This window comes from Enterobacter cloacae complex sp. XAL002, assembly GCF_049236805.1.
In the GTDB taxonomy this organism is placed as follows: Bacteria; Pseudomonadota; Gammaproteobacteria; order Enterobacterales; family Enterobacteriaceae; genus Enterobacter; species Enterobacter intestinihominis.
Map to the genome: position 1 here is coordinate 125,918 of NZ_JBMKJN010000007.1, position 26,449 is coordinate 152,366.

The 26,449-nt window shown below is 52.0% G+C and carries 26 protein-coding genes and 2 pseudogenes; 15 read left to right on the forward strand and 13 right to left on the reverse strand.

Annotated elements, in window-relative coordinates:
- Positions 1–105 precede the first annotated feature (105 nt).
- The 3 genes from ACOT0L_RS08875 to ACOT0L_RS08885 are packed head-to-tail and all read left to right on the forward strand — an operon-like array spanning position 106 to position 2,816.
- Entirely contained in the window at positions 106–828 is a 723-nt protein-coding gene (locus tag ACOT0L_RS08875) for a DUF969 domain-containing protein (protein WP_022648156.1), read from the forward strand.
- On the forward strand, positions 825–1,811 hold the full coding sequence (locus tag ACOT0L_RS08880; protein WP_022648155.1) for a DUF979 domain-containing protein: 987 nt from the start codon (positions 825–827) through the stop codon (positions 1,809–1,811). The genes ACOT0L_RS08875 and ACOT0L_RS08880 overlap by 4 nt, the downstream gene beginning before the upstream one ends.
- A gap of 9 nt (positions 1,812–1,820) precedes the next feature.
- Positions 1,821–2,816 (forward strand): DUF2891 domain-containing protein, encoded by a 996-nt coding sequence (locus ACOT0L_RS08885; protein WP_023300138.1) that lies wholly within the window; start codon positions 1,821–1,823, stop codon positions 2,814–2,816.
- 3 nt (positions 2,817–2,819) lie between these two features.
- Here ACOT0L_RS08885 and ACOT0L_RS08890 read toward each other — a convergent pair whose 3' ends face one another.
- From ACOT0L_RS08890 to ACOT0L_RS08905, 4 genes are read right to left on the reverse strand one after another with little or no spacing between them, the layout of a single operon-like run.
- Positions 2,820–3,893, reverse strand: a complete 1,074-nt coding sequence (locus ACOT0L_RS08890; protein WP_126503004.1) for a fimbrial protein — start codon at positions 3,891–3,893, stop codon at positions 2,820–2,822.
- A 15-nt stretch (positions 3,894–3,908) separates the two neighbouring features.
- Complete coding sequence (locus tag ACOT0L_RS08895; RefSeq protein ID WP_260473312.1) at positions 3,909–6,413, reverse strand: fimbria/pilus outer membrane usher protein; 2,505 nt, start codon at positions 6,411–6,413, stop codon at positions 3,909–3,911.
- Between the two features lie 41 nt (positions 6,414–6,454).
- Positions 6,455–7,123: a fimbrial biogenesis chaperone gene (locus ACOT0L_RS08900; protein WP_023300135.1), complete on the reverse strand. Its 669-nt coding sequence runs from the start codon at positions 7,121–7,123 to the stop codon at positions 6,455–6,457.
- A 59-nt stretch (positions 7,124–7,182) separates the two neighbouring features.
- The gene (locus ACOT0L_RS08905) at positions 7,183–7,794 is read right to left on the reverse strand and encodes a fimbrial protein (RefSeq protein WP_022648150.1); all 612 of its coding nucleotides are present in this window, start codon (positions 7,792–7,794) and stop codon (positions 7,183–7,185) included.
- A 367-nt stretch (positions 7,795–8,161) separates the two neighbouring features.
- Between ACOT0L_RS08905 and ACOT0L_RS08910 the strand changes: the two genes are divergently transcribed.
- The 6 genes from ACOT0L_RS08910 (at position 8,162) to ACOT0L_RS08935 (ending at position 13,971) form a co-directional block, all read left to right on the forward strand.
- Positions 8,162–8,689 (forward strand): fimbrial protein, encoded by a 528-nt coding sequence (locus ACOT0L_RS08910; RefSeq protein WP_022648149.1) that lies wholly within the window; start codon positions 8,162–8,164, stop codon positions 8,687–8,689.
- 44 nt (positions 8,690–8,733) lie between these two features.
- Positions 8,734–9,417 carry a fimbria/pilus periplasmic chaperone gene (locus tag ACOT0L_RS08915; protein WP_126503005.1) on the forward strand — a complete coding sequence of 228 codons (684 nt, stop codon included), beginning with the start codon at positions 8,734–8,736 and terminating at the stop codon, positions 9,415–9,417.
- Positions 9,418–9,455: 38 nt separating this feature from the next.
- Entirely contained in the window at positions 9,456–11,555 is a 2,100-nt protein-coding gene (locus ACOT0L_RS08920) for a fimbria/pilus outer membrane usher protein (RefSeq protein ID WP_126503006.1), read from the forward strand.
- Positions 11,555–12,133 carry a fimbrial protein gene (locus ACOT0L_RS08925; RefSeq protein ID WP_260473313.1) on the forward strand — a complete coding sequence of 193 codons (579 nt, stop codon included), beginning with the start codon at positions 11,555–11,557 and terminating at the stop codon, positions 12,131–12,133. The genes ACOT0L_RS08920 and ACOT0L_RS08925 overlap by 1 nt, the downstream gene beginning before the upstream one ends.
- Before the next feature lie 23 nt (positions 12,134–12,156).
- A complete protein-coding gene (locus tag ACOT0L_RS08930) occupies positions 12,157–13,293 on the forward strand; it encodes a type 1 fimbrial protein (RefSeq protein ID WP_022648145.1) in 1,137 nt (378 codons plus the stop codon).
- Between the two features lie 120 nt (positions 13,294–13,413).
- The gene (locus tag ACOT0L_RS08935; RefSeq protein ID WP_023300131.1) at positions 13,414–13,971 is read left to right on the forward strand and encodes an OmpH family outer membrane protein; all 558 of its coding nucleotides are present in this window, start codon (positions 13,414–13,416) and stop codon (positions 13,969–13,971) included.
- On the opposite strand, the gene ACOT0L_RS08940 is transcribed toward ACOT0L_RS08935, so the two are convergent.
- Positions 13,950–15,338: an MFS transporter gene (locus ACOT0L_RS08940; protein ID WP_126503007.1), complete on the reverse strand. Its 1,389-nt coding sequence runs from the start codon at positions 15,336–15,338 to the stop codon at positions 13,950–13,952. The two genes, ACOT0L_RS08935 and ACOT0L_RS08940, sit on opposite strands and share 22 nt — an antisense overlap.
- A 129-nt stretch (positions 15,339–15,467) precedes the next feature.
- On the opposite strand from ACOT0L_RS08940, the gene ACOT0L_RS08945 reads away from it, so the two are divergent.
- From ACOT0L_RS08945 to ACOT0L_RS08960, 4 genes are all read left to right on the forward strand, one after another.
- Positions 15,468–16,397, forward strand: a complete 930-nt coding sequence (locus tag ACOT0L_RS08945) for a LysR family transcriptional regulator (protein ID WP_126503008.1) — start codon at positions 15,468–15,470, stop codon at positions 16,395–16,397.
- A gap of 63 nt (positions 16,398–16,460) precedes the next feature.
- A complete protein-coding gene (locus ACOT0L_RS08950; protein ID WP_003857131.1) occupies positions 16,461–16,727 on the forward strand; it encodes a DUF1778 domain-containing protein in 267 nt (88 codons plus the stop codon).
- Positions 16,715–17,200 (forward strand): GNAT family N-acetyltransferase, encoded by a 486-nt coding sequence (locus tag ACOT0L_RS08955; protein ID WP_126503009.1) that lies wholly within the window; start codon positions 16,715–16,717, stop codon positions 17,198–17,200. The genes ACOT0L_RS08950 and ACOT0L_RS08955 overlap by 13 nt, the downstream gene beginning before the upstream one ends.
- Before the next feature lie 17 nt (positions 17,201–17,217).
- Positions 17,218–17,556, forward strand: a complete 339-nt coding sequence (locus ACOT0L_RS08960; RefSeq protein WP_126503010.1) for a hypothetical protein — start codon at positions 17,218–17,220, stop codon at positions 17,554–17,556.
- Here the strand turns inward: ACOT0L_RS08960 and ACOT0L_RS08965 are convergent.
- From ACOT0L_RS08965 to ACOT0L_RS08985, 5 genes and pseudogenes are all read right to left on the reverse strand, one after another.
- Positions 17,531–17,752 (reverse strand): DUF4225 domain-containing protein, encoded by a 222-nt coding sequence (locus ACOT0L_RS08965; protein ID WP_276524936.1) that lies wholly within the window; start codon positions 17,750–17,752, stop codon positions 17,531–17,533. The genes ACOT0L_RS08960 and ACOT0L_RS08965 overlap by 26 nt on opposite strands.
- Positions 17,753–18,269: 517 nt before the next feature.
- On the reverse strand, positions 18,270–19,034 hold the full coding sequence (locus ACOT0L_RS08970) for an SDR family NAD(P)-dependent oxidoreductase (protein WP_023300126.1): 765 nt from the start codon (positions 19,032–19,034) through the stop codon (positions 18,270–18,272).
- Between the two features lie 95 nt (positions 19,035–19,129).
- A complete protein-coding gene (locus ACOT0L_RS08975) occupies positions 19,130–19,552 on the reverse strand; it encodes an alpha/beta hydrolase (RefSeq protein WP_221765949.1) in 423 nt (140 codons plus the stop codon).
- Positions 19,553–19,654: 102 nt separating this feature from the next.
- Positions 19,655–19,780, reverse strand: a pseudogene (locus tag ACOT0L_RS08980) (alpha/beta hydrolase); the annotation flags it as partial.
- A gap of 3 nt (positions 19,781–19,783) precedes the next feature.
- A complete protein-coding gene (locus ACOT0L_RS08985) occupies positions 19,784–20,152 on the reverse strand; it encodes an alpha/beta hydrolase (RefSeq protein WP_221765950.1) in 369 nt (122 codons plus the stop codon).
- 332 nt (positions 20,153–20,484) lie between these two features.
- Between ACOT0L_RS08985 and ACOT0L_RS08990 the strand changes: the two genes are divergently transcribed.
- Entirely contained in the window at positions 20,485–21,384 is a 900-nt protein-coding gene (locus ACOT0L_RS08990) for a LysR family transcriptional regulator (protein ID WP_126503011.1), read from the forward strand.
- Positions 21,385–21,476: 92 nt separating this feature from the next.
- Entirely contained in the window at positions 21,477–22,376 is a 900-nt protein-coding gene (locus ACOT0L_RS08995) for a LysR family transcriptional regulator (protein ID WP_126503012.1), read from the forward strand.
- A gap of 185 nt (positions 22,377–22,561) precedes the next feature.
- On the opposite strand, the gene ACOT0L_RS09000 is transcribed toward ACOT0L_RS08995, so the two are convergent.
- The 3 genes and pseudogenes from ACOT0L_RS09000 to ACOT0L_RS09010 form a co-directional block, all read right to left on the reverse strand.
- Positions 22,562–23,611 carry an NAD(P)-dependent alcohol dehydrogenase gene (locus ACOT0L_RS09000; RefSeq protein ID WP_022648132.1) on the reverse strand — a complete coding sequence of 350 codons (1,050 nt, stop codon included), beginning with the start codon at positions 23,609–23,611 and terminating at the stop codon, positions 22,562–22,564.
- 672 nt (positions 23,612–24,283) lie between these two features.
- A pseudogene (locus ACOT0L_RS09005) lies at positions 24,284–24,913 on the reverse strand (helix-turn-helix domain-containing protein); the annotation flags it as partial.
- A 184-nt stretch (positions 24,914–25,097) separates the two neighbouring features.
- Entirely contained in the window at positions 25,098–26,390 is a 1,293-nt protein-coding gene (locus ACOT0L_RS09010) for a glycoside hydrolase family 28 protein (protein ID WP_126503013.1), read from the reverse strand.
- Positions 26,391–26,449: the final 59 nt, after the last annotated feature.

Sequence of the window (26,449 nt, forward strand, 5' to 3'; positions counted from 1 at the left end):
CGCAAAACACAACATCGCGCGCCGTAATGCACCGGCTTCGCTCTGCTGCGAAGTATAAAAAATAGCCGTCGGCGCGCAACGCTCACTTTGGATAGGGTAACGTTTATGGACAGTTCTACACTGTTGCCACTTATCGGGATTCCGGTGGTGGTTATTGGTTTTGCACTGCGTTTCAACCCGCTGCTGGTTGTCGTGGTGGCGGGGCTGGCAACGGGCCTGCTGGTTGGCATGGATTTCGGTATGCTGCTGGAAACCTTTGGCGAAAAGTTCGTGAATAGCCGATCGCTCGCCACTTTCATTCTGATCCTGCCGGTGATTGGCCTGCTGGAGTATTATGGGCTGAAAGAGCGCGCCCAGGCCTGGGTCGCGAAGATCGCCAGCGCCACCTCGGCGCGTATCCTGATGCTCTACTTTGTTGCCCGCGAAGGGACGGCTGCGCTGGGCCTGATGTCGCTTGGCGGCCACGCACAAACGGTGCGTCCTCTGCTGGCGCCGATGGCCGAAGGGGCGGCCCTGAATGAATACGGCGAACTGCCGCAGACTATCCGCGACAAAATCAAAGCCCATGCCGCCGCCTGTGACAATATCGCGGTTTTCTTTGGGGAAGATATCTTTATCGCCTTTGGCGCGGTACTGCTGATTGATGCGTTCCTGAAAGAGAACGGGATCGAGGGGATCGAACCGCTGCATATCGGCCTGTGGGCCATTCCGACCGCTATTGCGGCACTGATCATCCATATGACGCGTCTGCTGCGCCTCGACGCCAGCATTCGTCGCGACGTGATGGCCTGGAGAGCAGAGCAGGGTACGCAGGAGATCGCACCATGATGACCCTTATCACCATTAACCGCGTGTACTACCTGATCGGCTTTGTCGTGATGCTGCTGGTTGTGATGACCCTTCGCGATCGCGCTAACCCGAAACGCTATACCACCGCGCTGTTCTGGTTTCTGTTTGGCGGGATCTTCCTGTTTGGCGATCTGATGGTGCAGGAGCTGGGTAAGTCGCTGGCGTATCGCATTATTGGCGGCGCCGTTATCGTGATTGCGCTACTGGCCGGTTTCGGGCTGGTCGGGAAGGGGCATTATAAAATGTCCACCGAGGAGGAGCGGGTTACCTCATCACACCGGCTGAAAAACTGGCTATTCTTGCCCGCGCTGATGATCCCGGTGGTGACGGTCATCGGGACGCTGTTTCTGAAAGGCGTGTCGATTGGCGGTGTCTATCTGCTCGACCAGAAGCAGCTTACGCTGGCGGCGCTGTGCGTGGCCTGTGTGGCGGCTATCCTCACCGGCTGGTGGCTGACAAAAGGTACGCCGCTGCATGCGGTTCGTCAGTCGCGTCGGCTGGTCGATACCATTGGTTGGGCGGTGATCCTGCCGCAGATGCTCGCGATGCTCGGCGGGGTGTTTGTGGTGGCGAATACCGGTGAATCGGTACAAAAGGTGGTCAGCCTGTTTGTGAACCCGGACAGCCGCTTCATGCTGGTGGTCATTTATTGCGTGGGGATGGCGCTGTTTACCATGATTATGGGCAACGCCTTCGCTGCCTTCCCGGTGTTAAGCGCCGGTATCGCTCTGCCATTCCTGATTAACGTCCATCACGGTAACCCGGCACCATTGCTGGCTATCGGCATGTACGCAGGCTATTGCGGCACGCTGATGACCCCGATGGCCGCCAACTTCAACATCGTGCCCGCCGCGCTGCTGGAGCTAAAAGACAAATATCAGGTTATCAAGATCCAGATCCCGACCGCGTTAACCTTGCTGGTGGTGAACGTGTTCTTAATGTATTTCCTCGTGTTTCGCTAAGGAGCTGCAATGGAATTAACGCAACATCAGGCTGACGCCTTCGCCAGAATGCCGTTGACCTATTTACGTCAGGAATACCCGAACCACATTATGCATCTGCTCAACGATGACGGCGACGTTCTGCCGCCTCGCGAGCTGCACCCGATCTTTTACGGCTGTTTTGACTGGCACTCTGCGGTGCACGGCTACTGGCTGCTGCTGCGCTGCCTGCGTCTCTGGCCCGAACTGCCGTGTCGGGAAGAGATCATCACTCTCTTCGAAGAACACCTGACCGACGAGAAGGTGGCGAAGGAGCTGGCCTATTTTACCGCGCCGTTCCGCGCGTCGTTTGAGCGACCTTATGGCTACGGCTGGCTGCTGGCGCTGGCCCAGGAGCTGAAACAATCGTCACTGCCGCAGGCGGAGCGCTGGTACCAGACGCTGCAACCGTTAACGCGGGATATTCGCCAGCGGCTGGTGGATTACCTCAGCAAGCTTACCTATCCGATCCGCGTCGGGACGCACTACAACACGGCGTTTGCGCTCGCGCTGGGGCTGGATTATGCCCGGGCGGTGAACGATGACACGCTTGAGCGCGCCATCCTGGACGCGGCAACGCGGTTTTACCTCGCGGACACGCATTATCCTGCGCATTATGAGCCGGGTGGCGACGAGTATATCTCCGGAGCGCTGACCGAGGCCCTGCTGATGAGTAAGGTGGTGGAGGATTTCCCGGCCTGGTTCGATGCGTTTCTGCCTGAAGTGGGCGCCATTTCTGCGCTCATGAACCCGGCTGAGGTGAGCGATCGCACCGACCCGAAAATCGCGCATCTGGACGGTCTCAACCTCAGCCGTGCCTGGTGTATGAAGCACATTGCCCGCGCCCTGCCGGAAAATCATCATGCCCGGAAGCCATTACGCGATGCCGTTGCGCGCCATCTCTCGGCAAGCGTGGAGCATGTTGTCGGCAGTCACTACAGCGGCGGGCACTGGCTGGCGAGTTTTGCGCTGCTGGCACTGGAGTAGCGCTTAGTTGTATATCAGACTAAATGTCGCCAGGCTGTCTGCCAGCCCCGCGGTGGCCTGGGTTTCGGTGCGCACATATTGTGCGTCGTAATCCAGGGAAAACGCGGTCTGCCGGGCAGCGTTGGCAAAAGGTTCGACACCGGTGCTGTTGAGAGGAACGGTTGTACCTCTGGCGGCACCGTAGTTATCGCCATACAGAATGCGGATCCCCACGCCGGTAGCGGCGCTCTCCTGTTGACTTAGCGCCAGCACATCGTGATTCTGCTCGTCTTTTTCAGTCGGACCAAAGAACCCGATCTTCACCGCTGCCGTTTGGGATGCGTCACAGACCAGAGGGATGATGAAGCGGTGTTTATCCCCATCCATTCCTTTGTTGAGATCGCTTACGCTACTTTGTCCCATATTAACGGTGATGTTGTTATCCGAGATATAACAGCTCGATTTATGCACTTTCAGGTCGGCGGCAGCGACTTCCACCGTCACGCCAGCTTCAGATATCACCGCGCCGTTAGCATCCTCCAGAATCAGCGTTCCTGCGCGAATTTGCCCGCTGTTCGGCTGTTCATAGACAATCTCCTGCGCGGTTTTATAAAACACGACGAAGAACTGGGTCGCCATTTGCGAGGGATCGTTTGTGCTGCAAATCGCAACGCTGTCATCCCCCGAGGCGATGTAATGCACGGGTTCGGCTGCACAGTGCGTGGTTTCGCGAATGCCCACCGCAAACCCGACGCCGGGAATATCTGGCACGTCATAAACGGAGGCCGGGGCGCCCGTACCGTTCGGCGCCACGCCGCTGACGGGCGCTACGGTTAAGGCGTTATTGGCCACAAAGCGCATCGTTACCGGGCCGGTTCCCTCAGGACAGTTATAAAACGAGCGGTTTTCCTGGCCCAGGATAGCGCCTGAAAGCATCGACCCCGGAGGGATCGATGGGTTATCAGTGATCGAGTAGTTTTGAAAGTTAATGACCGCATCGCCCATGGTCGGCGGGCAGGTCTGAGACGCCCTTGCCGTAGCGTGAATCAGCAAAAAAGCGAGCATCAGGAGATTGATTAAACGGTTGATATTGTTCACAGGTGTCTCAGTAAATTATTGGCACTGAAGGTTCATAAGCGTGACCGGAGTGCGGCCAGCGGTATCCGGAAGGCGTAATGGGGCGCTACAGCGCATATCCTGGCCTTTCTGCCGCCAGCTGGCATGCAAGGTCCCGCGTAGCGGCACGCCGCTGAGATAGACCTGTCCTGCTTCGCCAACGATGCCGACGCTTGATTTCGCAGACGTCCCGTTCGAGACATACGCGCTGGCGCCAAATGGAAGCGGGCGCCCGTGTGCCGTAAGGGTGATGAGCGTTCTGATGCCCACGTGGGTATGGTAATTCGCCAGGACGACCGCGCCGCTGGTCGGCACAATCGTTCTGCTGTTCTGGTCCAGATCGACATTTTCTGCCAGCGTTTCGGTATCCAGCGAAATGGTGTTTTTGTGATACGCCGATAAGGTTGGCATCACGGCATAACCTCGGGAGTCGGTGTGAACATTGGTCGCCCCTTCAACCTGAACGTCCGACGCCTCGTCAGCGCGGATCAGCGCCAGGGTATCCCCAAGGCTTTGGCTCAACGTCACCCCATACTGTGTTGCCACAATGCCGCCTGCCGCGCCGTAGTTCACGCGGTTGCTATAGCGATCGTGGCTGTACCCGAGACTGGCGCTGCCATAACCGCCGTGATAAGCCAGCGCAAGGTTGCTGTTCGCGGTATTGGCCTGGTTGTCGAAGCCCTGCTGGAGGTTATAGTTCAGGCGATCGTGGGCCAGCGCCGTACCATACAGCGAAACCTGCCGGGTAGTATGGCCATCAAGGTTATTGTGGAGGCTGTAGCTGGTTGTTGCGCCGGGTAGCCAGCGGCTGAGTGGGACGCTGATGCTAAGGTTTATCGCCCGTTCGTTGTCGCTATCATCAGCGCTTGAGCGGGTGAGATAATACCCAACACTCAACGACACCCCTTTGTAGTTTGCGTAATAGCCAAGATGGACGGTTTGATCGACCGCCGAGGCGTTCCAGTAATCCTGGCGGTAAAAGGATGCGCTGATATTGCCCAGCGCACCGAGATCCTGCGTCAAACTGAACTGTGTGCGGTTACGCCGGTTATGCACGTGCTGGTCTGGATCGCTGTCATCATTTGCTTCACTGAAACTGTAAAAGTCATGCGTCGTATAATGGCTGGTCGAAAGGGTGAGCGACGTGTTCGTCTCAGCGAGATTTTTTTGGTACTGAGCGCGTATTTGCTGCCCGAGGGCAAGCCTGTCATCACTGAGGTGTGCTTTCGCCGCAACGGTGTCCACACCCAGTGCCCCAAACCGGCCAAAATCTCTACCTAATCCCAGCGCGAGAGCCTGATAGTGGCCGGAAAGCTCCGCTCCGCCGTACAGCGTCAGGCTTGAAGACAATCCGTAAAAGGCGGAGGCCTGAACAAACGGCGGGGTGTCGCCCTCGGCGTCAGGGCTGTTATACCGTCCGGTGCTGGCGCTGAATTTCAGTCGTTTCTCCCGTAGCATAAAGGCCACCGAGGAGTAGGGTTGGGTGAACGTGCGTTCGCTGCCATCACTTTCATGGACCGTGATCTCAAGATCGCCGCTTTGCGAAGTGGGGAAGAGATCGCTAATAACAAATGCGCCAGGCGCAACATAGGTTTCATAGATGGTGTAACCGTGCTGGCGAACGCTGACGCGGGCATTGCTGTGAGCGACCCCGCGGATCGTGGGCGCGAAACCGCGCTGGCTGTCCGGCAGCATATTCTCATCCGAGGCAAGCTGAAGCCCCGTAAACTGAAAACTGTCAAAAACCTCGCCAGCCGTGTAGGCATTCCCTATTGTTAACGCGCTCTTCAGCGGCGTAATGGCCCGCTGGAGTGATGTTCCCTGGGACTGCCAGTGATGGGTATTACCATATTCAAACGTGGCGTAATTGCGTAAACGCCACGCCCCCAGGTTGATACCGGATCGCAGGCTCAGATAGCTGCTGTTGTCATGAATATTGTCGATGTTGGTTGTCGAGCCCGTAAGATTGTAATCGACAAAAGCAGCGGGGATGCCGTCGTCCCACTGTTCGGGAGGAATATAATCGGCACTTTTTTGCAACATGGCTGCCTGCGGAATGCTGAAAACCAGCCGATGATGGGTGAAGTCAAAATGCGTCGACGCATCGGGAATATATTTGCCGATGTCCGTAAATGTCTCCTCGTCATGCAGCGCATCGAACGAAGAGAAGGCCGCGATGTTTACCCCAAGTCTCTTGAGGTACGCCAGGTTGAGGACCGGTGAGAGCGTTCCCCCGGTATCGACAAATGCAATTTCGCGCTCATCCCGCTGCGTCTGGTTAACAACAACCGCGACACGATAATGTCCCGGCTGCTGACCGCCTTGTCGGGAAAAATAGCTTAAGTCGCTAGCCTGCTGCTGATCTGCAGCGATCTCCAGCGCCTGAGGATCGAAGTACTCATCGGCCTGTGCCCGGCGCACATGAATGCCAGACGTGACCGCACCCGCAAGCATCGCGAGCGTATAAATGCGGGGTAAATTGCGTGGGCCGAGAGAATGCATGTGCGGTCGTTGGCTTTCGCCAAAGGCGTGTTGTCACAGCGTCAGGATTGCGTGGCGACTCTCGTCAGCCCGCCGTAATCGTTGATCGCCTGCCAGCGAATGGTCCCCGAGCAGGGAATGTGCCATTGACGATCGGAGAAGGGGTCAATCATTCCCGGCATTTCAACGTCGGTGTTCCCAACGCTGACCTTGTAAAACGATACAAACCAGGGCGAGGGGTTGTGTGCGCTAAGCGTATTATTACGACAGGTAAATTTTAATTTTTTGTAGGCAAGTTCGGCATTGCCTTTCAACCCTGCGGGACGGAAAAATAACTTGAATTTTGACTTCACGTTAATCTGCAATTTGTTGCTGTTTGCTTTTTTGCTCGGGGCAATATTTTTGATGTTAAGCCAAAAAACAGATTCCCGGTCAGTGGGTAATGGCGTTCCAAGATAATTGATGCGCAGCGAGTTTTTCTGTTCCGCATCTAAACGAAATAACGTAGGCGTCACGATAAAGGGCGGAGCGGTTTTATTCTTACTGTCAATATTTTCAATCCACGACTGAATAAGATAAGGGGTTTCTTTTTCCATATTGGTAATGGAAAATGCCACTTCTCTTTGCCCCTCAAGGTAAACAACACGCGTACCGCCCATCACAACCCCCGCGTGTGCTGACAGACTCATGCCGAGCGAATAAAAGAACAGGGCCGCGGTGAGTTTCTTCATTTTCAGATCCCCGTAGAGGAAAAAGATAAGCAGAGAAAGCTCTGCTTATCATCAGTCGATCAGTTATAAACCATCAGGAAATTGGCATCTGCGTCGGCTTCTCCGGTGCTGACGACATCGGTGGTGGCATTATAATTGGCGTAGAAATTGAGTGTTTTTGAATCTTCCCCTTCGGCAAGGTCGATACTCTGAGAAATATCACCAATTTTAATCTGCGTGTTACGGTCGCTTTCATAGAGTTTAACGGCAACGCCAGTCGCCGTATTGCCATCGCTGTCCACGGAGGAATTTAAACCCAGCAGGGTATTATCATTCGCATCTTTGTTACCATCAAACAACACGGCAACGGTTTTAACGGAATCCGGGCAACCTTCAACTGAGATCTGGAAAGGCGTGCGCGTGGTCTCTTTTTGGGTGGCAAAGTAGCTTGCAGCCCAGGTGCCTAATTCAACGGTTTGCCCTGCTGAGTCGGTGGTGATATTACAGGATGCATCGGTAATCTTACCGGTAAAATGGACTACGCCGCCCGTGCCCTGAGTCCCCGCATCGTTCTCTGGGTTGGTATTAATATTATTGTCGCTGTCACCAGAAGGAAGGCCCGCCAGCGCACTGCCACTTGCCATCATCAGGCCACAAAGGGTTAATGCGATCATGTTTTTTTTGTTGATCATGCCTATTGTTCTCATTCGCTCAAATATGTCAGTCTGGATATGCTGCTAGCAACACTGCCGGTGGCGTTATTGCTCAGAAAAAACAGCGCGAATGCTAACAAAATGCCAATCCAGGCCATAACAAAAGGTTGTCTAAAATTAAATTACTTTATTTTACGAAACTCCGTAACTTTCTTGTAACCTTACTTCGGGTTTGCTGATGTCGTTTATTGATGTTGCGAATCTAATTCCTGCCTGAGGGTTTATATTTGCCTTGTCACAAACGGTGCATTATTCATTGTGAGCTCAGTGGAGCTACTTTGTTATTGTCTCGTCCTGGCAGGAATAAAAATGAAGATATTTATTATTTCTATTGGGATATCAACGAATGAAACTGACTAAAATTGGTGCGACGCTTATTCTGACTTTCTGTGGCGCGAGCGCGGCGACGGCTTCTAACACTATCACATTTAATGGAACGGTGCTCGATCAGGGTTGTGATATTGCCGTTGATGGCGGCACGGCAAATGCGACCGTTGATCTGGGCTCAACGGCGGCAACCGACCTCGCTACAAAAGGCGACCTTGGCGCGCCAAAACAGTTTGTGTTCGACCTGAATAACTGCCCAACCAGCACGACTGCAAATATTGTCTTCTCAGGCCCTGTTGATGCTGTTGCAGCCGATCCATCCTATTTTGCAAACACTGCTACGCTGGGTGCGGCAACCAACGTGGCCGTTCAGCTCAAGCAGGGCGGCTCAAATGGTACCATCGTCAAAAATAATGCAGATAACGATCCTATTACTTTCACCGATGGCACAGCGAGTCAAACCTATACCGCGCAGATGATTGCCACCGGGCAGGCCGTTGCCGGCGATGTTAACGCTGTTATTACCTATAACGTCCGTTATAACTGATTCCGCAGGAGGGGAAACCCTCCTTTTTAGTTTGTGAGTGCATTATGAAACCCATCGCCGCTGTTATTTTTTGCGTGGCCAGCGCCGCCAGCCTGAACGCGTCCGCCAGTATTGTTACCGGGAGTACGCGGGTTATTTTTGATGGCTCCCGCCAGGCCGCCTCTTTGTCCGTTGAAAACTCTGACAAGGTTACCAACCTGGTACAGTCGTGGATTAGCCCGGCTAAAGGCAGCCCGTTAAAAAAAGAAAATATGATTATTACGCCACCGCTATTCCGTCTGGAAGCCGGGAAAAAAGCGTCAATTCGTATTGTGCGTTCAGGTTTACCTGTTCCGGAAGATCGTGAATCGCTGTTATGGCTGAACGTGAAAGGGATCCCCGCTACCGACGGTAGTAAAGGTAAAAATACGATGCAAATTGCCATCAACTCAAAGATTAAGCTGATCTACCGTCCGGCAGCATTAAAGGGGCAGACGCCAGAATCCAGTGCGGAAAAGCTTAAGTGGAACCTGACCGCGAAGGGTTTACAGGTCAATAACCCGACACCTTTTTATATGAACTTCTCACGAATTGAAATTAATCACCAGGCGTTAAGCGGGCAGTATTTTGTCGCGCCATTCTCCACGTTGAGTATTTCTGAAGGTGTTATGTCACCTCACGGCAAAGTAACCTGGTCGCTTATTAATGATTATGGCGTGAAAGGCCCGGACAAAGTCACCTCATATTAATCGACACCGTAAGTCTCCCGCACGGATACAGGGTTACAATGGAAAAAGTGAAACAAACCTACGTCCTTTCTTTAGGGCTCGGGCTCAGTGTTGTCTTTAGTTCTTTCAGCGCACGTGCGCAGGAACATTTCAACCCTCATCTTTTGGAAACAGACAGCGCAGAAGTGCCAGCAATGGATCTCAGTCTGTTTGCCAAAGATGAGGTGCCGCCCGGGGACTATAACGTCGACATTTTTATCAACGGCAATCTGGTAGACAGTAAAACCCTCTCTTTTCGACGGTTGAAAAGTGCCCCTACGTCAGACCGCACAGGGGCATGCTTAAACGTCACTCAGCTGAAAGCCTGGAACGTTCGTGTCGATAACTATTTTGGCGAACAGGAAAAAGCCAGCGAATGTGTGGATCTGTATGCCATCCCAGGCGCGGACGAAAAAATCGATCTGGCGCAGCAGCGTTTCGACCTGATCCTGCCGCAGGTTGCTTTATTTAACACCGCAAGGGGTTATGTTTCACCGGAGCGCTGGGATGAAGGGATCACGGCGGGTTTACTTAATTACAGCGTCTCAGGTCAACAGGATCTGCATCAGCGCAACGGCACCGACAGCAGTAATCAGTTTCTTAGCCTGCAACCGGGGCTGAACGTAGGCGCCTGGCGCTTTCGCAACTATTCCACCTATACCCATTCCGAATCCGAAAATGACTGGGATTCCGTGTATACCTACGCCTCACGGGATATTAAATCTCTTAAAAGCCAGCTGGTGCTGGGACAAGGAACCACGCGCGGCGGCATTTTTGATAGCGTCGGTTTCACCGGGGTGCAGATGTACTCGGATAACGATATGAAGCCGGACAGCATGCAAGGCTTCGCCCCTGTAATCCATAGCGGCCAGTCGTATCGCGTGCGCTACAGTAAGACGCTTCAGCAGACCAACACCGATATTGCCGTCGCCGGTTATAAATTTTCAACCCGGGGTTATCTTTCGTTTCAGGACTTCCTCAATGACTGGGATCCGGGCAATAGCACTATTGATAATGGCCGGGAGCGAAACCGTTTTGATGTGACAATCTCACAGACGTTGCCTTTCGGCACCCTGTCACTGAGCATGTACGACGCCTCTTACTGGAACAGTGAACATGCGGACTCCATGAACCTGGGCTTCAGCAGCACGCTTGGACCGGTGTCGTACTCGCTGAACTATGCCCACTCTAAAAACGTCAATGGCGGTTACAATAACGATTCCGATAACTACGACGACGATAACGTCTTCTCGCTTAACCTGAGCGTACCGTTCAGCGCCTTCAGCCACAGTGAATCGGCCCGGTCTGTTTCGGCTAACTATTCGATGAACAGTAGTAAAAACGGCGATACCACGCACAACATCGGAATTTCCGGTACCGCGATGCAGGAAAACCAGCTGAACTGGCAGGTTTCAGAAGGCTATAACGCCGATTCTGAAGCTACTAACGGCAATGTCACTGTGGGTTATCAAAGTACTTATGCCGATATGTCCGCAGGCTATAGCTACGACGATTACAGCCGACGAGTGAATTACAGCCTGCGCGGGGGCATGGTGCTGCATCGCGACGGTATCACCCTGGCGCGTCAGCTGAACGATAGCGTAGCGCTGGTTGAAACACCGGGTGTTTCCGGTATGCCGATCAACGGGCAGACGAACGTTCATACCGATTATTTCGGTAACGCCATTGTGCCGTACGTTCGTCCGTATCACAGCAATTCGATCTCACTCAACACAGTGGATGCCAGCGATACTTCTGCGGCCATTGATAACATCGCCAAAACCGTGGTGCCGACCAAAGGGGCGGTAGTACGCGTGAAGTACAACACCTGGATTGGACAAAAGGCGATGATGACCCTGACCTACAACGGTAAACCGGTGCCGTTTGGCGCAGTAGTAACACAAACCAGCGGCGAGTCGGATGACACGCGCAGCAGTATTGTTGGCGACGGCGGGGAAGTGTATCTCGTCGGGCTCGCCGGGAAAGGGCGGTTAATTGTTAAGTGGGGGGAGACGGTGAACAAGCAGTGCGCCGTTGATTACACACTTGCCGGCGCTAAAACAGAGGCCGATATTTTATTCATCAACGGGGTTTGCCATCCCGTATCGGGAGCAAATTAATGTCACGCCTCATTATTCTCCGTTCCGGCCTTAAATCGCTCATCGGCCCGGGAATGGTATTCATGCTGAGCGTGTCGCCGGCAATGGCGTACACCGATCGCAATGATATTGAGTTCCATGTCACCGGAAACATTATTGATGGCTCATGTAACGTCACCAAACCGGAGGCAGTCAACCTCGGGAAATATTACTGGAAAGACTTTGCCGTAGCGGGGGGGAACACAGGAAATGTGCCAGTGACCATCGCGTTTGACAGCTGCACCGCAGGGTTAAGCCAGGCAACGGTTACCTTTACAGGCGCATCTTACGCTGAAGATCCGGCTTATGCTTCTGTCATTTACGCCAATCAGGTGGCGGCAGATGCAGGCGGCGCGACCGATGTCGGCCTTCAGTTGTTTATCCGTGACCACGAACATCCCATCAGCGGTGTCGCGCTGGCCAACGGCGTGAGCTACCCGGTTGCGCTCGAAAACCAAACCGGCGCGATGACTTTTACTGCCCGAATGTATACCCCACATGGGACCCCAACACCGGGTGCATTCAGCAGTGCGATTACATTGAATGTTGTTTATAACTGAGCTTAAGTGAGCAGACTAATTTCATGTCAAAATATTTATATTATCTGGTGTTATTGCTGGGGACAGTCCCACTATTAAGTCATGCGGCCTGCAACCGGGATAACGGCGATGATGTTACCGTTACGACGATCCCATTACCCTCGAAACTGTTGGTCAGTGCGAAAAATTATACCTTTGGCGAAGTGTTATACGATTCTGGATATATCAGCGGGACGGATGGGGATGTCACGATTAAAAACTGTAGCAGGGATTATTACGTAGGATTTCATTATAACCCGACTCATTTAGCATCGGCGTCGCCGGTGGGAGATAATATCTACCCGACCACGATACCGGGTATTGGCATTAAGACCTACACGCTTAACCAGGCCGGTCCGTATGATTATGAACGTGCGGTTGATAACTCATGGCAGTCCGGCGATGGCGAGAGCAGCCATACGCTGGCGGGCTCGGCCTATCGTGTGCAGTTGATTGCGACGGGGGGTACAATCCCGGGCGGTAATCTGGCCCTCGAGAGCGGCAAACTGGCGACGGTGGAATTTCGTGAAGGGCAAAGCAGTTCGGATAACGGTGATAATGCGTCAGAAGTCTATTTGTCAAATACGCAGATAGAAGTGTATGCGATGGGATGCTCAGCATCCGTTTCTTCCCTGCTGTTTAATATGGGCGATGTAGATACCTCTGCGTTTGATAATCTTAAGATGGTGGAAGGACCCGAACAGGATGTTGGTCTGAGCTGTCAGCCAGGCACCAACGTGACCATGACCATCAACGGGCCGCTTGCCGAGGGCGACAATGATAATGGCTCAGTGATTGCCTTAGACCAGTCTGAATCGGGTACGACGGCGACCGGTGTGGGGGTCGTGATATCAGCCTATCAACCGGCGCTACGCAGTTTTACCTACTGGGCCATTGGTCAGGAGGTGCAAGCTTTTAATTCCAGTCGTGTAAAAGCCGCATCACAAGGCAGTGGGCTGGCTGCCGATGGTACCGCGATTGCTGATATCGGCTCCGCAACAACCTATAGCGATCCGGCAAATGCAGGCGGGGCCGGAGAGTCTGAAACCTTACGTTTCAAAGCGTGGTATTACAAAACCAGTGACGTTGTCACGCCAGGGCAAGCAAATGCCACTGGGACAATCACCCTTAAATATAATTGATACCTTTGATCATGACAGGGGGTAGCGCTGCGGTTTATTTTTGTACACCTCTGCGCTACCGTTATGTGTTTCTGTCGTGTACATTTCCTCTGCGACCCTATTTATTCGGTGGAACTGACAATGATTACTAAACGGTCTGAGCCACGCTTTTCATTCATTCTGTTAATTTTTGTGTGTCTTGTAGGATTATATTCTTTTAACGGTCACCTTAAGCCTCACGCCGGACAAAAAGGGGTTGCATGTATTTCTTACAAGCGGATCCTGCGTGAATCACCGTTACTGGCACAGGAAAAAAAGCAGAACGAAATACTTCTCGCATTAGCTAAAAAATCCGCGCTTGAAGTTGAGAAAAAATATTACGCTCTGCCAGAACCCTTGCGCCGTGAAATGAAAGCGATCGATGATATGAGTAAAAACACGCAACTGCGGGCAGAGCAGGGTCGCCTGCGGCATATAAGCCAGAGAGTCATATCTGATACCGTTGAAAAATACAGAATAGATCATCACTATTCGGTCGTTTTCAATAAAGATAGCGCCTCTACAGTGGATTATGGTCACGACATCAGTAATGAAATCATTAATGAATTACAGCATGTAAAAGTGGTGTACGGGCCGCGCCCTAATTTTGAAGATGCGACCCGGGAGCTTTTGCTCGCTCAACCTGTTTCCGCAGGATGAGTGATTTTACGCAGTCGGCTCGCGCTGACGATGACCGCTACCGCAGAAGCCGCCGCAGCGATCCACAGTGCAGCATGAATTGCTCTCTCATTTGTCGCCAGCAGTACGCCCACAGCGGCGGCCCCCAGACACTGCCCGAACGTGCGCATAATGGATAACACACCGGATGCATAGCTCGCATAGTCACGACTAACGTTTGAGAGCATTTCCCGGTTATTGGGACTCTGAAAGCAGCCAAATCCCATCCCGCAAACCAGGCTTCGCAGGCAGATATCCCACATCGAAGGGCTGGCGGGTAATGTTGCCAGCAGAATCAAACCGACGACAAAAATCATCAGCCCCAGGGTTGAAATCACCGGGGCTGAAATCGTGTCCGCCCACCGGCCTGCATGCGGCGCAATCAGCACGATCCCTAACGGCCACGGCGTAAATAGCAGGGCAGAAATCACCGGACTGTAGCCGTATTCGCTCTGAAACAGGAAGGGCAGCGCAATAAAGGTGATACCCTGGCTGACAAAAGCAATCATCGACGTTAAGGCCGCGAGGGTAAAACGTTCATTTTTGAATATGGCTGGCGGCAGTAAGGGGTTATCCGTGCGGCGGATCTGCCAGATAAAAGCCATGCCGCTCAGCGCAGCGAGAACCGTCCAGCAAAGACTACCTGTGTGATAAGTAGCATCATGGAGGCTGTTCGCCGCCACGATCGTCGAACCCAACAGCAGCGCCGACAATATGGCGCCCAGGGTGTCAAAGGGCGCTTGCTTTCGAACCGCATCCCGCGGCAGCGCTTTGACCGCCAGCAGCAAGGCGAGGGTGCCGGGAAGAACGTTTATCGCAAAAAGCCATTGCCAGCTCAGGGTGTGAAGGATCGTACCGCCCAATACCGGGCCGATAGCGGAGCTGGAGGCGATGAGCAGGGCGTGCAAACCCAGAATGCGGCCAAGCAATCGTCCGGGAAATACGGACCGCAGTATCGCGGGAGCAATACTCAGCGTCGCTGCGCCGCCGATCCCCTGAAGCACGCGCATACCGATAAGCACTTCGGGCGTTTTCGCCAGCGCGCAACCCAGCGATGTCAGGGTAAAGGTCGTCAGGCCTGCCAGAAATACGGGGCGATAACCCAGGCGGGCCGCAAGCGCCGCGAATATCGCCAGCGTCATTGCAGCCGCCAGCAGATACCCGTTGGCGAACCAGACGGCATAACTGGCTGGCACCTGCATCTCCTGAGCCATGGAGGGCAGGGCAATGTTGATCATGGTGCCATCAAACACGCCCATTAACGTGGTGGTCATTATCGCGGCCATCACCCGTGTGCGCGTCGGGCCAGGCAGTCCATCGTCGCCGGGTTGGCTGGAAAAAAGCATCATCTTGTTGTCCTTAGAGAAGAGTGTGTGGATGACAAAACTATAAAGATGGCTTTTGCAGGGCGGAAGGCGCACCATTTACACTTTATCGTTGCATGAAACGCCTTATCTGAATATGCAGGGAGGAAGGAGATGTCAGAACCCGATTTTAATTTGCTGATAGCACTCGACATATTGCTGAGCGAAGCGAGCGTGGCAGGCGCGGCACGTCGTCTGAACCTCAGCACCTCGGCAATGAGCCGGACATTAAGCAGGTTACGCGACGTCACTGGCGATCCGATTCTGGTGCGCGCCGGACGTAATATGGTACTGACCCCGTGGGCCGAAGCGACCCGGGACCGTGCCAGGCGTGCAGTGCACGAGGCCAGGGCGGTATTACAGCCCTCAACTGAAACGTTCAGCGCGCGAAGTCTGGCGCGACTTTTTACCATCAGGGCAAACGATGGTTTTGTGGTGGCGTTTGGGCCTGCGCTTATAGCGGCTGTGGCCGACGCCGCGCCGGACGTCTGTATACGCTTTGCGCCTAAGCCGGAAAAAACATCGCGCTATCTTCGGGAAGGGCTGGTTGATCTGGAGATTGGCGTCCAGAGTAATATGGGGCCTGAAATACGGCTGCAACGACTGTTTGAGGATCGGTTTGTGGGCATCGTGCGTAAGGGGCATCCGCTGGCTAAGCAGGCAGAAATAGGGGTGAAGGATTATGTCGCCTGGGGCCATGTGGTAGCGTCACCCGAGGGTGCACTGCACGGATCCGTTGACGATGCGCTGGCCGAACTCGGAACAAAACGTAAAATCGCGAGCGTCGTACCGGGATTTCCGACGGCGCTGTCCGTGGCGGTGGCATCGGATCTTATCGCCATGATACTCGCTCTCTATTTACTCAATCAGCAGGTAACGGACCAGGTACACGTTTTCGAGTTGCCGTTCAAAAGCCGTCTAATTACGGTATCACAGATGTGGCACCCAAGAATGGAACGCGATCCCGCGCACCGCTGGCTGAGAGAGCAAATTCTTGCGATATGCAGAGTGAAGAGGTCAGACATGATTAAGGGACCTGTATAGCGATTGCTATACGCGCCGCTTATGCTATGCTTGTAAAGCAATTGCTATACAAGAGGTATACCCATGAAATCAGATGTTCAACTCAATCTTAGAGCCAAAGAATCCCAGCGGGCGCTTATCGATGCCGCCGCAGAGATCCTCCATAAATCACGTACTGACTTCATTCTGGAGATGGCCTGTCAGGCAGCCGAAAATGTGATCCTCGATCGGCGTGTATTCAATTTTAACGATGAACAGTATGCAGAGTTCATTGATATGCTTGATGCCCCGGTCGCCGACGATCCTGCCATAGAAAAACTGCTGGCAAGGAAACCTCAGTGGGACGTGTAACCCCCCCAGAGCCCTTATCCAGCGTCCATCAACTGGCGGAGTTCGTCAGTGGAGAGGCCGTACTTGACGAATGGTTAAAACAAAGAGGTCTGAAAAACCAGGCGCTTGGCGCATCCCGAACGTTTGTCGTTTGTAAAACGGGCACAAAGCAGGTCGCGGGATTTTACTCTCTGGCTACCGGCAGCGTTAACCATACGGAAGCGACAGGTAATTTGCGGCGTAACATGCCGGATCCCATTCCCGTGATTATTCTTGCCCGTCTGGCTGTCGATGTCTCAATACGCGGAAATGGGTTGGGAGCCGATTTACTCCAGGATGCGGTTTTACGCTGTTATCGGGTAGCAGAGAATATTGGGGTGCGGGCGATCATGGTTCATGCACTCACTGAGGACGCCAAAGCGTTTTATATCCACCATGGTTTTAAAGCATCGCAGACTCAGGAACGGACACTGTTTCTCAGGCTTCCTCAGTAGCGGCGGGATTTTATGGAATGAATGTTCAGCCCGCCTGGCTGATAAAGCAGCAAGGAACCGATCTTTTAAATAAGGATATCGAGCGAATCAAACGTCACCAGGCGACGGGGGAATCGCAGGAAAAGGTTCTGAAGGATCTGGCCGGTTATTTTCTGTCGGTAGCCTGGATCACCGGCGGGATGGCCATCATCACCTTGGTTACCGCGATCTTTGGCAGCGCAAGCCATGTTATCTCCTGTATGATTGCCGTCGTCTTTTTGCTAATTGTTCTGCTTCTGGTGATGCCGGTCAGACTTGGCTATAAATCATGGAAGCTGATGAGAACACAGTTCAGCGACTCCGGTCATCACGGGTAAGGAGTTCCAGTACCACCTTCGCGCTCACCCCCCATCCCATAACCTTCATCGTCAGTTTGCCCGGAGACATGGTTTCCACCTTGCGGTAATAGTCTCCGGGAAGATAACGGAAAAGACGCCAGGCATCAGCTTTACCAGTCATACCAAACACCCCATAAACGCTGGCTGCAAGCGTGGTTACATTAAAGATCCCCAGGCCAACATTTAGGCAACCGACTGATTCATCGGTAAGTTCCTGAAAGAGAGGAACTCATGAACTAAAGAATAAACCCACCGTATTTAACTTATGTTTTACGAAAGCTTAGTTCATAATGCATCTAGCGTATATCACATTGTTTTAGAATATCTTTTTATGAATAGGATGAGTTCATATCAAAAGGACTTCATGAACTAAGAAGAAATGCGCCCTCTTCGTCAGTTCAGGAATGTCTTCCCAACGCTCGTGTAGAAATAACACTCGGTATGAGAAAAGTGGGCAAGGATTCGGGTTAGGATCTGTAGAGAAGACCGATTATTGCAGGAGGGTTATGAAAGCGAAGGTTTGTTGCGTCTGGTAGCATGGCTGCATCAGTCATCCCGTTGAAGATAAGGGCTTGAAAGGTGATAGATGACCGTACAGGCGGTTTAACAGAAAAGTTAAAAAAGCCCTGTTAAACAGGGCAGTGTTTCAATGAGGGAAAACAAACAGGGGGTAATAATTAGGGCAGCTATGCTTAGCGCATGGTCAGGCCGCCATCAACCGAAATTGACTGGCCTGTAACGTAGGACGATGCATCACTGGATAACCAGAGCACGGCATCGGCAATTTCTTCCGGATTACCATGGCGCTGCAACGGAACGGCTTTCACCATGCCTTCCAGGGCTTCTTTCTGGCCTGATGCGACCATAGCATCGACCATTGGCGTCCAGATAAGTCCCGGACAAACTGCATTCACCCGGATGTTCCGGCCTGCATATTCAAGAGCTGCACTCTTGGTCAGGCCCAGCACACCGTGCTTCGCGGCGTGGTAGTTCGCACGTTCTGCACCGCCCACAATTCCGCCGATAGAAGAACAGTTTACGATGACACCACTTTCCTGCTTGCGCATCTGCTGAAGTTCATACTTCATACATCCCCAGACGCCCCGGAGGTTCACGGCATTAACGCGGTCGAAGTCCTCCACGGTAGCGTCCGCGATTTCGACAAGTTTATTCTGTACACCGGCATTATTAAATGCGATATCCAGACGACCGTAAGTAGAAACAGTGAATTGAACCATCGCTTCAACTTCATCAAGATTTGCCGCATTACAGGTAAATGATTTAGCTTCGAAGCCACGGGAAATCAGATCGTTTGCGGCCTTATCTACCAGTTCAGAATTAATATCCGCTAACACGACGGCTGCCCCCGCTTCTGCATAAGCACGAGCAGTTGCAAATCCAATACCGGACGCGGCACCGGTGACCAGCGCGACTTTATTTTTCAGTGAAATATTCATAATTTTCTCCTCTTAATATTTTGCCCGCAGAAGGTCCCTTAGCGTAATTTCGGACTTTCTGCTGCTTATTCACATACACCTACGTGAGGATATGATTAAAGGTTTTTGCTAAAGAACTCTGCCAGCTTATTCAGTGCAGGGTTAACAAACTGCGGCTTGTCATATAAATCAAAATGTGATGCACCAGGAATAATAACCAGCTCTTTCGGTTCTTTCGCTCCGTCATAAGCCTGCTGGCTGAATTTTCTTGTTTCAGCTTTTTCACCGGCAATGAGCAGCACGGGGCGGGGCGAAATCAAATCCATATGCTCAAGTGGATAGTAGGCCATATGGAGTCCTGGACTGGTGACGACATAACGGTTACGTGCATTCGGATGAGCTCCTCTCGGAGTCAGGTAATAATCAGTCGCCTCCCGGACAAAGTTAGGCGTACTGGCATTTACCGTATCCCGTGAAGGCAGCAACTGCTGAACCAGCACCGATGCACCGCTGGCCTCTTTGTTCAGTTGTTCATCCACGCTTTGCATCAATTTTGTGCGATCGCTTGCCGTAACCGGCAGGCCTTCAATACCGTTGCGGGTTGCATCGCCAATATCATAGGTGACGACACCGGCAACAGCCTTTACGCGTAAATCGTTTTGCGCTTCGTGCAGCGTATAGCCTCCGCCAGCACAAATGCCGAGAGTACCAATGCGGCCCGGATCAACCTGCGGCAGGCTGGCAAGATAGCCAATAGCACTGCGGATGTCCTATACACGGTCGGACGGATTCTCCAGGTCACGAGGCAACCCACCGCTTTCACCATAATGCGACGCATCATAAGCCAGAGTAATAAACCCACGCTTTGCCAGCTGTTGTGCGTAAAGCCCGGATGTCTGCTCCTTAACGCCCCCCCAGGGATGAGAGACTACGATAGCCGGATATTTACGGGCGCTGTCATAATCAGGCGGGAGATATAAATTACCCGCCATGGTTAAGCTGCCATTTTTAAACGTAACTTTTTGCGAACCTGAAACATTGACGCCCTCGGCGACAGTCGAAGGAATTTTTTGTGCAGCCATAACAGAGCCTGCCGCCAGCATTGAAGCACACAAAAGAGAAACCTTAATTAAGGACATAGTATTACCTCACTGATGAGATTGACAGGAGCCACCGTATAAGCCGAAAGCACAAGTTGGACTGTAAAAATATCCGTATACGTTCAGCTTTATTTTTCAGGTGCCTATAGCCAGCCGAAAAGAATCAATTCTGATATAATTCCTGGACGGGAAATAAAAACGTTATTGAAGATCAGCCAGTGGTTATTAATGTACATCAGGCTGGCTCGGTTAAACACCTGGTTTAATTTCTTACATTCATAAGTGAAATTCATTAATGCCCGTGATAACTTATCCACATTATCTGGAGACACTGTGTCGTCCGGGGGTAACACAGCCGGTGAGGGAGAAAGATGGCAAGAGAAGGGTTCAGTGAATTAATCGCACTCATTGCAGTTGCCCAGACGGGCAGTTTTACCCGAGCAGCGGCTCAGCTGGGCGTCACACAACCTGCACTCAGCTCGAGCATACGCGGTCTTGAGGAACGGCTGGGAGTGCGCCTTGTCCAACGCAGCACACGAAGCGTTGCGATGACAATGGCGGGCCAGCATCTCGTCGAGCGTCTGGTACCGGAGTTTGAGCAGATCACAAATGAACTGGAATCCCTCAATGACTTACGCGACAGACCTACCGGAACGCTGCGCATTACCGCCATTGACTACGTCATACGCTCGGTTCTGTGGCCCCGGTTAACCCCTTTTCTGAGACAGTATCCGGACATTACCGTTGAGCTTATCAGCGAGTATGAAAGCGTAGATATTGCTGCCCGGGGGTATGATGCCGGCGTCCGGTTTGGGGCCGACCTGGCCCAGGACATGATTTCCGTCCGCATCAGTGCAGACGTGAAAAATGCGGTTGTTGCTTCAGCAGAGTATTTTACGCGCAACCCGATCCCGCAACATCCGGACGAACTGAGTCAGCACAGCGGGGTTCGTTTACGTATGTCCACCTACGGTGGGTTGTATGACTGGGAATTTATTGAGGACAACCGCGAGTTCAGCGTCAAAATCGACGGGCCGGTAATATGTAATAACGTTTACGACATACTGGAGGCAGTCAGGCGGGGCTTCGGTCTGGCTTATCTTCCGCTGGATATGGTTCAGCCTTTGATTGATAGCGGAGAGCTGATTTCTGTGCTCCAGGACTGGTGCCCTCTCTGGCCAGGGCTACACCTTTATTATCCAAACCGGCGACAGCATTCCAGAGCCATGAGTCTGATGGTGGAGGCACTCCGCTTTCATGTGAATGACTGAACCGGATATCGCTGCCAGTCACTTAAACCAGAGCAGCGAATAATCAGTACATGTTGTTAAACAGATTTTTTCCAGAGAACAGGTGACGAAGCATGTCAGGCGAAATATTCCGGGATCTAACTGCATTTATTACCATTGCCCGGCACAGAAGCTTTACCAGAGCGGCCGCAGAGCTCGGCGTTTCGCAATCAGCATTAAGCCATGCCATCCGCAATCTGGAAGAGCGGATCGGGCTGCGTCTTTTGATTCGTACCACACGCAGCGTTTCCCCGACCGAGGCGGGTAAAAGATTGCTGGAACGCGTTTCCCCCAGGCTGGATACGATTGCCCGTGAGCTGACCTCCGTCAGGGATTTGAGCAGTACTATTGCGGGTACGGTAAGAATGACGGTCTCTGATTTTGCCTATAAGACTTTTGTATGGCCACGCCTCAGCGAAACGCTACGCCATTATCCGGACGTCAGGCTTGAGCTCTCTCTGGATGCAGCACTGACCGATATAATTACGGAGAGATTTGATGCCGGTATCAGGGACGGTGATTCGCTTGGCAAAAATATGGCCTCTGTGCGCATCAGCCCGGACTTACGTTATTCAGCAGTTGCCTCTCCCGGTTATGTTCAGGATAAAGGGCTACCGCTTATACCCGGTGATTTAGGCCAGTATTTCTGTATTAGTACCCGCTTTACGCCAGGGGGAAGCACAACGCCATGGATAGTGAAGGAAAATGAAACGGGGCAGATTTTACGGCCTGCGGGCCATCTGATCTTTAATTCATATTATGCTGCGATGGATGCAGCGCTGGCGGGTTACGGCATTGCCTTTTTACCGGAGATACTCAGCCAGCCATGGCTGGATTCAGGAAAACTTGTGCCGATCCTGCCTGGATGGTGGGCAGAACGACCGGGTTTTTATATTTACTATCCGGGAGAACGTCAGATGCTGCCTGCGCTCTCAATGATTGTTGAAACGCTGCGATATGAGCCGCCAGTATAATGCCATTTCTGCTCAGAACCGCTTGACCCGGGAAGCAGTGAAAGGCCAGGCTTATCCACCTGGCCGTTACAAAGATCCTTCGTCCCCGGAGCGCATGCCCGAAATACGCCTGATAGCCGGATGTGCAGGTGTGCGGCAGGCAGTTCCGATCAAGTCTTTTCCGACGCTACAGACACGCTGAAGAATTATTCTGCACTTAACGTAGCCATATCAATGACAAAACGATGAGCCATGTCCCCTTTTTCAAGACGGGAGAAAGCATCATTGATGTGCTCTATGTTGATCATTTCACAATCCGGATAGACATCATGTGCCGCGCAGAAATTAAGAAGCTCCTGCGTTTCGGCAATGCCACCAATTAACGATCCTGCAATGCGACGTCGTCCCATAATCAGCGGGACCGTTACGGGTTCTTCCAGCGGACCAACCTGTCCGACAATGATTAACGTACCGTCGACATCCAGCAGAGGAGTGAAGGTATTTACGTCATGTTTGACAGGAGCAGTATCGATAATCACATCAAAAGAACTGGCTGCTTTTTCAAGTTCAGCCTGATCGGTGGAGGCAAGAATGCCTTTAGCACCCAGAGTAATCGCCTCTTTTTCTTTATTACGGCTCCGGCTGATGACCGTAACTTCAGCCCCCATGGCGACAGCGATTTTTACAGCCATATGACCTAGCCCCCCGAGACCAATCACCCCGACACGGCTTCCTGACTTCACATTCCATGTTTTTAAAGGGGAGTAGGTAGTGATACCAGCGCAAAGGATAGGCGCAGTGCGGGACAGATCCATGCCGTCCGGAATTTTGAGCACAAATTCTTCACGGACAACAATATGCTTTGAATAACCGCCTTGCGTGATTTCGCCGGTTACTCGATCAGGAACCCCGTAAGTGGGTGTCATGCCCTGGCGGCAGAACTGCTCCTCACCGTGGGTACACTGGTCGCACTGCATGCAACTGTCGACCATACAACCGACCGCGACATTATCGCCAATCTGATATTTAGTGACACCGCTACCCGTCGCTTTCACCACGCCAACAATTTCATGTCCGGGTACCAGCGGATACGACTGCGGGCCCCAGTCGCCGTTCACCGTATGCAGGTCAGAATGACACACACCACAATAAAGGATTTCGATGGCGATATCATTTTCCTTCAGCTCACGTCGGGTAAATTGATAAGGCGCTAATGTCGCACTGGAAGAGAATGCAGCATATCCGACTGTTTTCATAAAACCTCAAATCTGATAATTAATTGATACGTCAAATAAAACGGAAAGCGATAAACAATTTATGGTGTACAAATAAAGCACGAACTAATGATATTTATTTTCCCACCCGTCATGTGATATTGATTATTTACTAGTGTATGGTGCTGCTATCAGATTGCAACATCATAAAACTGATAACACTTATAACTGAAATTAATAAATTACGCACAGCCTCAGATATTCAATTGAGTTTCAGCCGCGATGCTAATCGCGACGGGTCAGATTTTTATCTTCATCCATTTCTACACTCCCGTTAATATTTCTAATCGGATCAGGCTTCCGCTTCAGAATGAAAACTGAATGTACTTTGGTTGTGGCCAACCTGGATAGTTGAGCTTTCCTTGATGCCTCATATTAACACCCTGGCACCATTATAAAATTAAGCCTTTAAGGGTGAACAGAGAATAATTTACCTGTCAGGGATGACATAAAAATACACAATTACAACAAATTATTTGCCTGATCCTCTGAGGGTTGAACATCCACATCAATTTACAGGGGTGAAATGTCAATGAATGTTCAGTTCCGAAACACTACTGGAATTTGCCTTCGCAAGCTCATTAATAAGCTAATGATACATATAATGCTTTCCCGGGGCGGGGTAGTGCACGAAAAAAACCAGCTCGTTAAATATCATATTTTCCCGGCAGCTTTTCTCAGAACAGTTATATCTCTTTTAGGTGATTCCCCGAACATTCTCGTATATTCCCGGCTGAAATGGGACAGGCTTTCGTAACCGACAGCATAGGCTGCTGTGGTGACATCGTAATGATCGGTCAGCATCAGTCGCCTGGCTTCATTGAGGCGCAGCCATTTCTGATACCGGAGCGGACTCATTCCCGCGAGCTGCCTGAAGTGTTGGTGGAAAGAGGGCGTACTCATTTGCACGCGAGCTGCCAGCTCCTCGACACGCAAAGGTGATGCTATATTGGTTTTTAACCAGTCGATAGCTTTCCCGATACGGTAGCCATGGCCGTCTACTGCTGCAATCTGTCTGAGATGATCGGACTGATCGCTCATCAAAAGCCGGTAATGTATCTCCCTTTGAATCAGCGGTCCCAGAACAGGTATGGCTTCAGGCTCGTCAAGCAAGGAAAGCAGGCGGCAGAAAGGCTCCAGCAGAACATCAGTCATGGTACCTATACCTACACCTGTACCCGCGTCACGTTTTTTGACAGGCGGCAGGCATCCCTGTGCAATTAATTCCATCAAAACACGCTGGTCAAGTTTATAGGATACTCCAACACAGGGCCGTGAAGCTGATAGAGGGATAGGTAAGTGTATGATTAATCGTATCCTGTGGCCGGTTATGAACTAAATGACCGACGGACTGAATTTAACATAATATACATTATGCGCACTTAGATTGAATACGAGTAAATCCAGCCAGTTCAGACCCATCCTTGTTCTGCTCATTCCGCGCATCATGTCCCTCTGTTCTATACCATCAACGTTCATAACTGTCGTTACGGTCTTGCGTGATCTCCACGGCAGTCACCTGTACATCCTTAAAGCGCAGCCCATCCACACCAGAAATTTTCCCGAACTCTGACGCGTCAATCAAAATCCCCTCCAGCGTTAACCCGACCACAGGACGCTCCGGATATCCCTCAATGAAAAATGCCCGCGAAAAGCATTTGCTGTCTGATCGACGCGCCGTCATTTTTTTAATCGTCAGTCCGCTGACCGCAGTAAGACCGGTTTCGCCCTCAACACCTTCAGCCAGCTTGCGCCAGTGTTCTGGTTTATCAGATAAATTGCTCTGGTCGCCATAGCTATACTGCGGAAACCAGTTCAGTTGGATCAGCACCGGAAAACGCACGTCCGTAAGCCGTAGATTTTGTACGGTGATATCACGGATAAATCCGCCCCGGTTGCGAGCAGATTTAATGCGAAACCCGACGCCCGTTCCGTTAAACGCGTTATCTTCTATCAGGACGCGTTCAATGCCACCTGAAGTTTCACTCCCCAGTGTGATCCCGGATCCCTTATTCAGCGTACATCCTCGAATCACTATATCCCGCGCGGGACGTGCATTTTGCGCCGCTTCGCGTCCTCGTCCTGATTTGATGCAGATATTGTCGTCATTGCAGGACACAATGCAGCGTTCAATCCGCACCTGTTCGCAGGAGTCGACGTCAATCCCGTCGGTGCTCGGCCCCGCAGAATTGCTGATTTGCACGCCCTCAACCGCGATATGGCGCGAATAACAGAGGTGCATGTTCCAGAATCCGGACTCCCGACTGGTAAAATCACGCAGCAGAATGCTCTGGCTTTCAAAGACCAGAATATTGCGCGGGCGCTGACAGTCATAATCAACAACCCAGCGCAATCCTCTTGCGCTGTAATCGCCGACCATGCCGCTGCGCTCGTCATCGCCCCAGTAGCGTTGCCACCAAATTGCACCCTGCCCGTCTATCGTGCCTGTACCGGTAATGCTGACGTTTTCACAATCGATGATAGTAATAATGCCTGCCGGCCAACGCATATCAATGCCGGCCACCCGGGTATTTATCAGGGGATAATCAGCCAGATCCTGGCTTCCAACGAGCTGTGCGCCAGCGTCCAGGCGAAGTGAAACACCGCTTTTCAGAAACAACGCTCCGGTCAGAAAACGGCCTTGCGGAATAACGATGACATCGTTCTGTTGAGCACTATTTATGGCCTGCTGAATGGCGGATGTTGCCAGGCGTTGCGCGGTTGGGTCCGCGCCATACGCCAGAATGGAGATCGCTTTCATGGCTTTTCCTTAAACAGATGAAAGCCTTAGTCTAGGAATCCGCGTGATGGATAACCTTT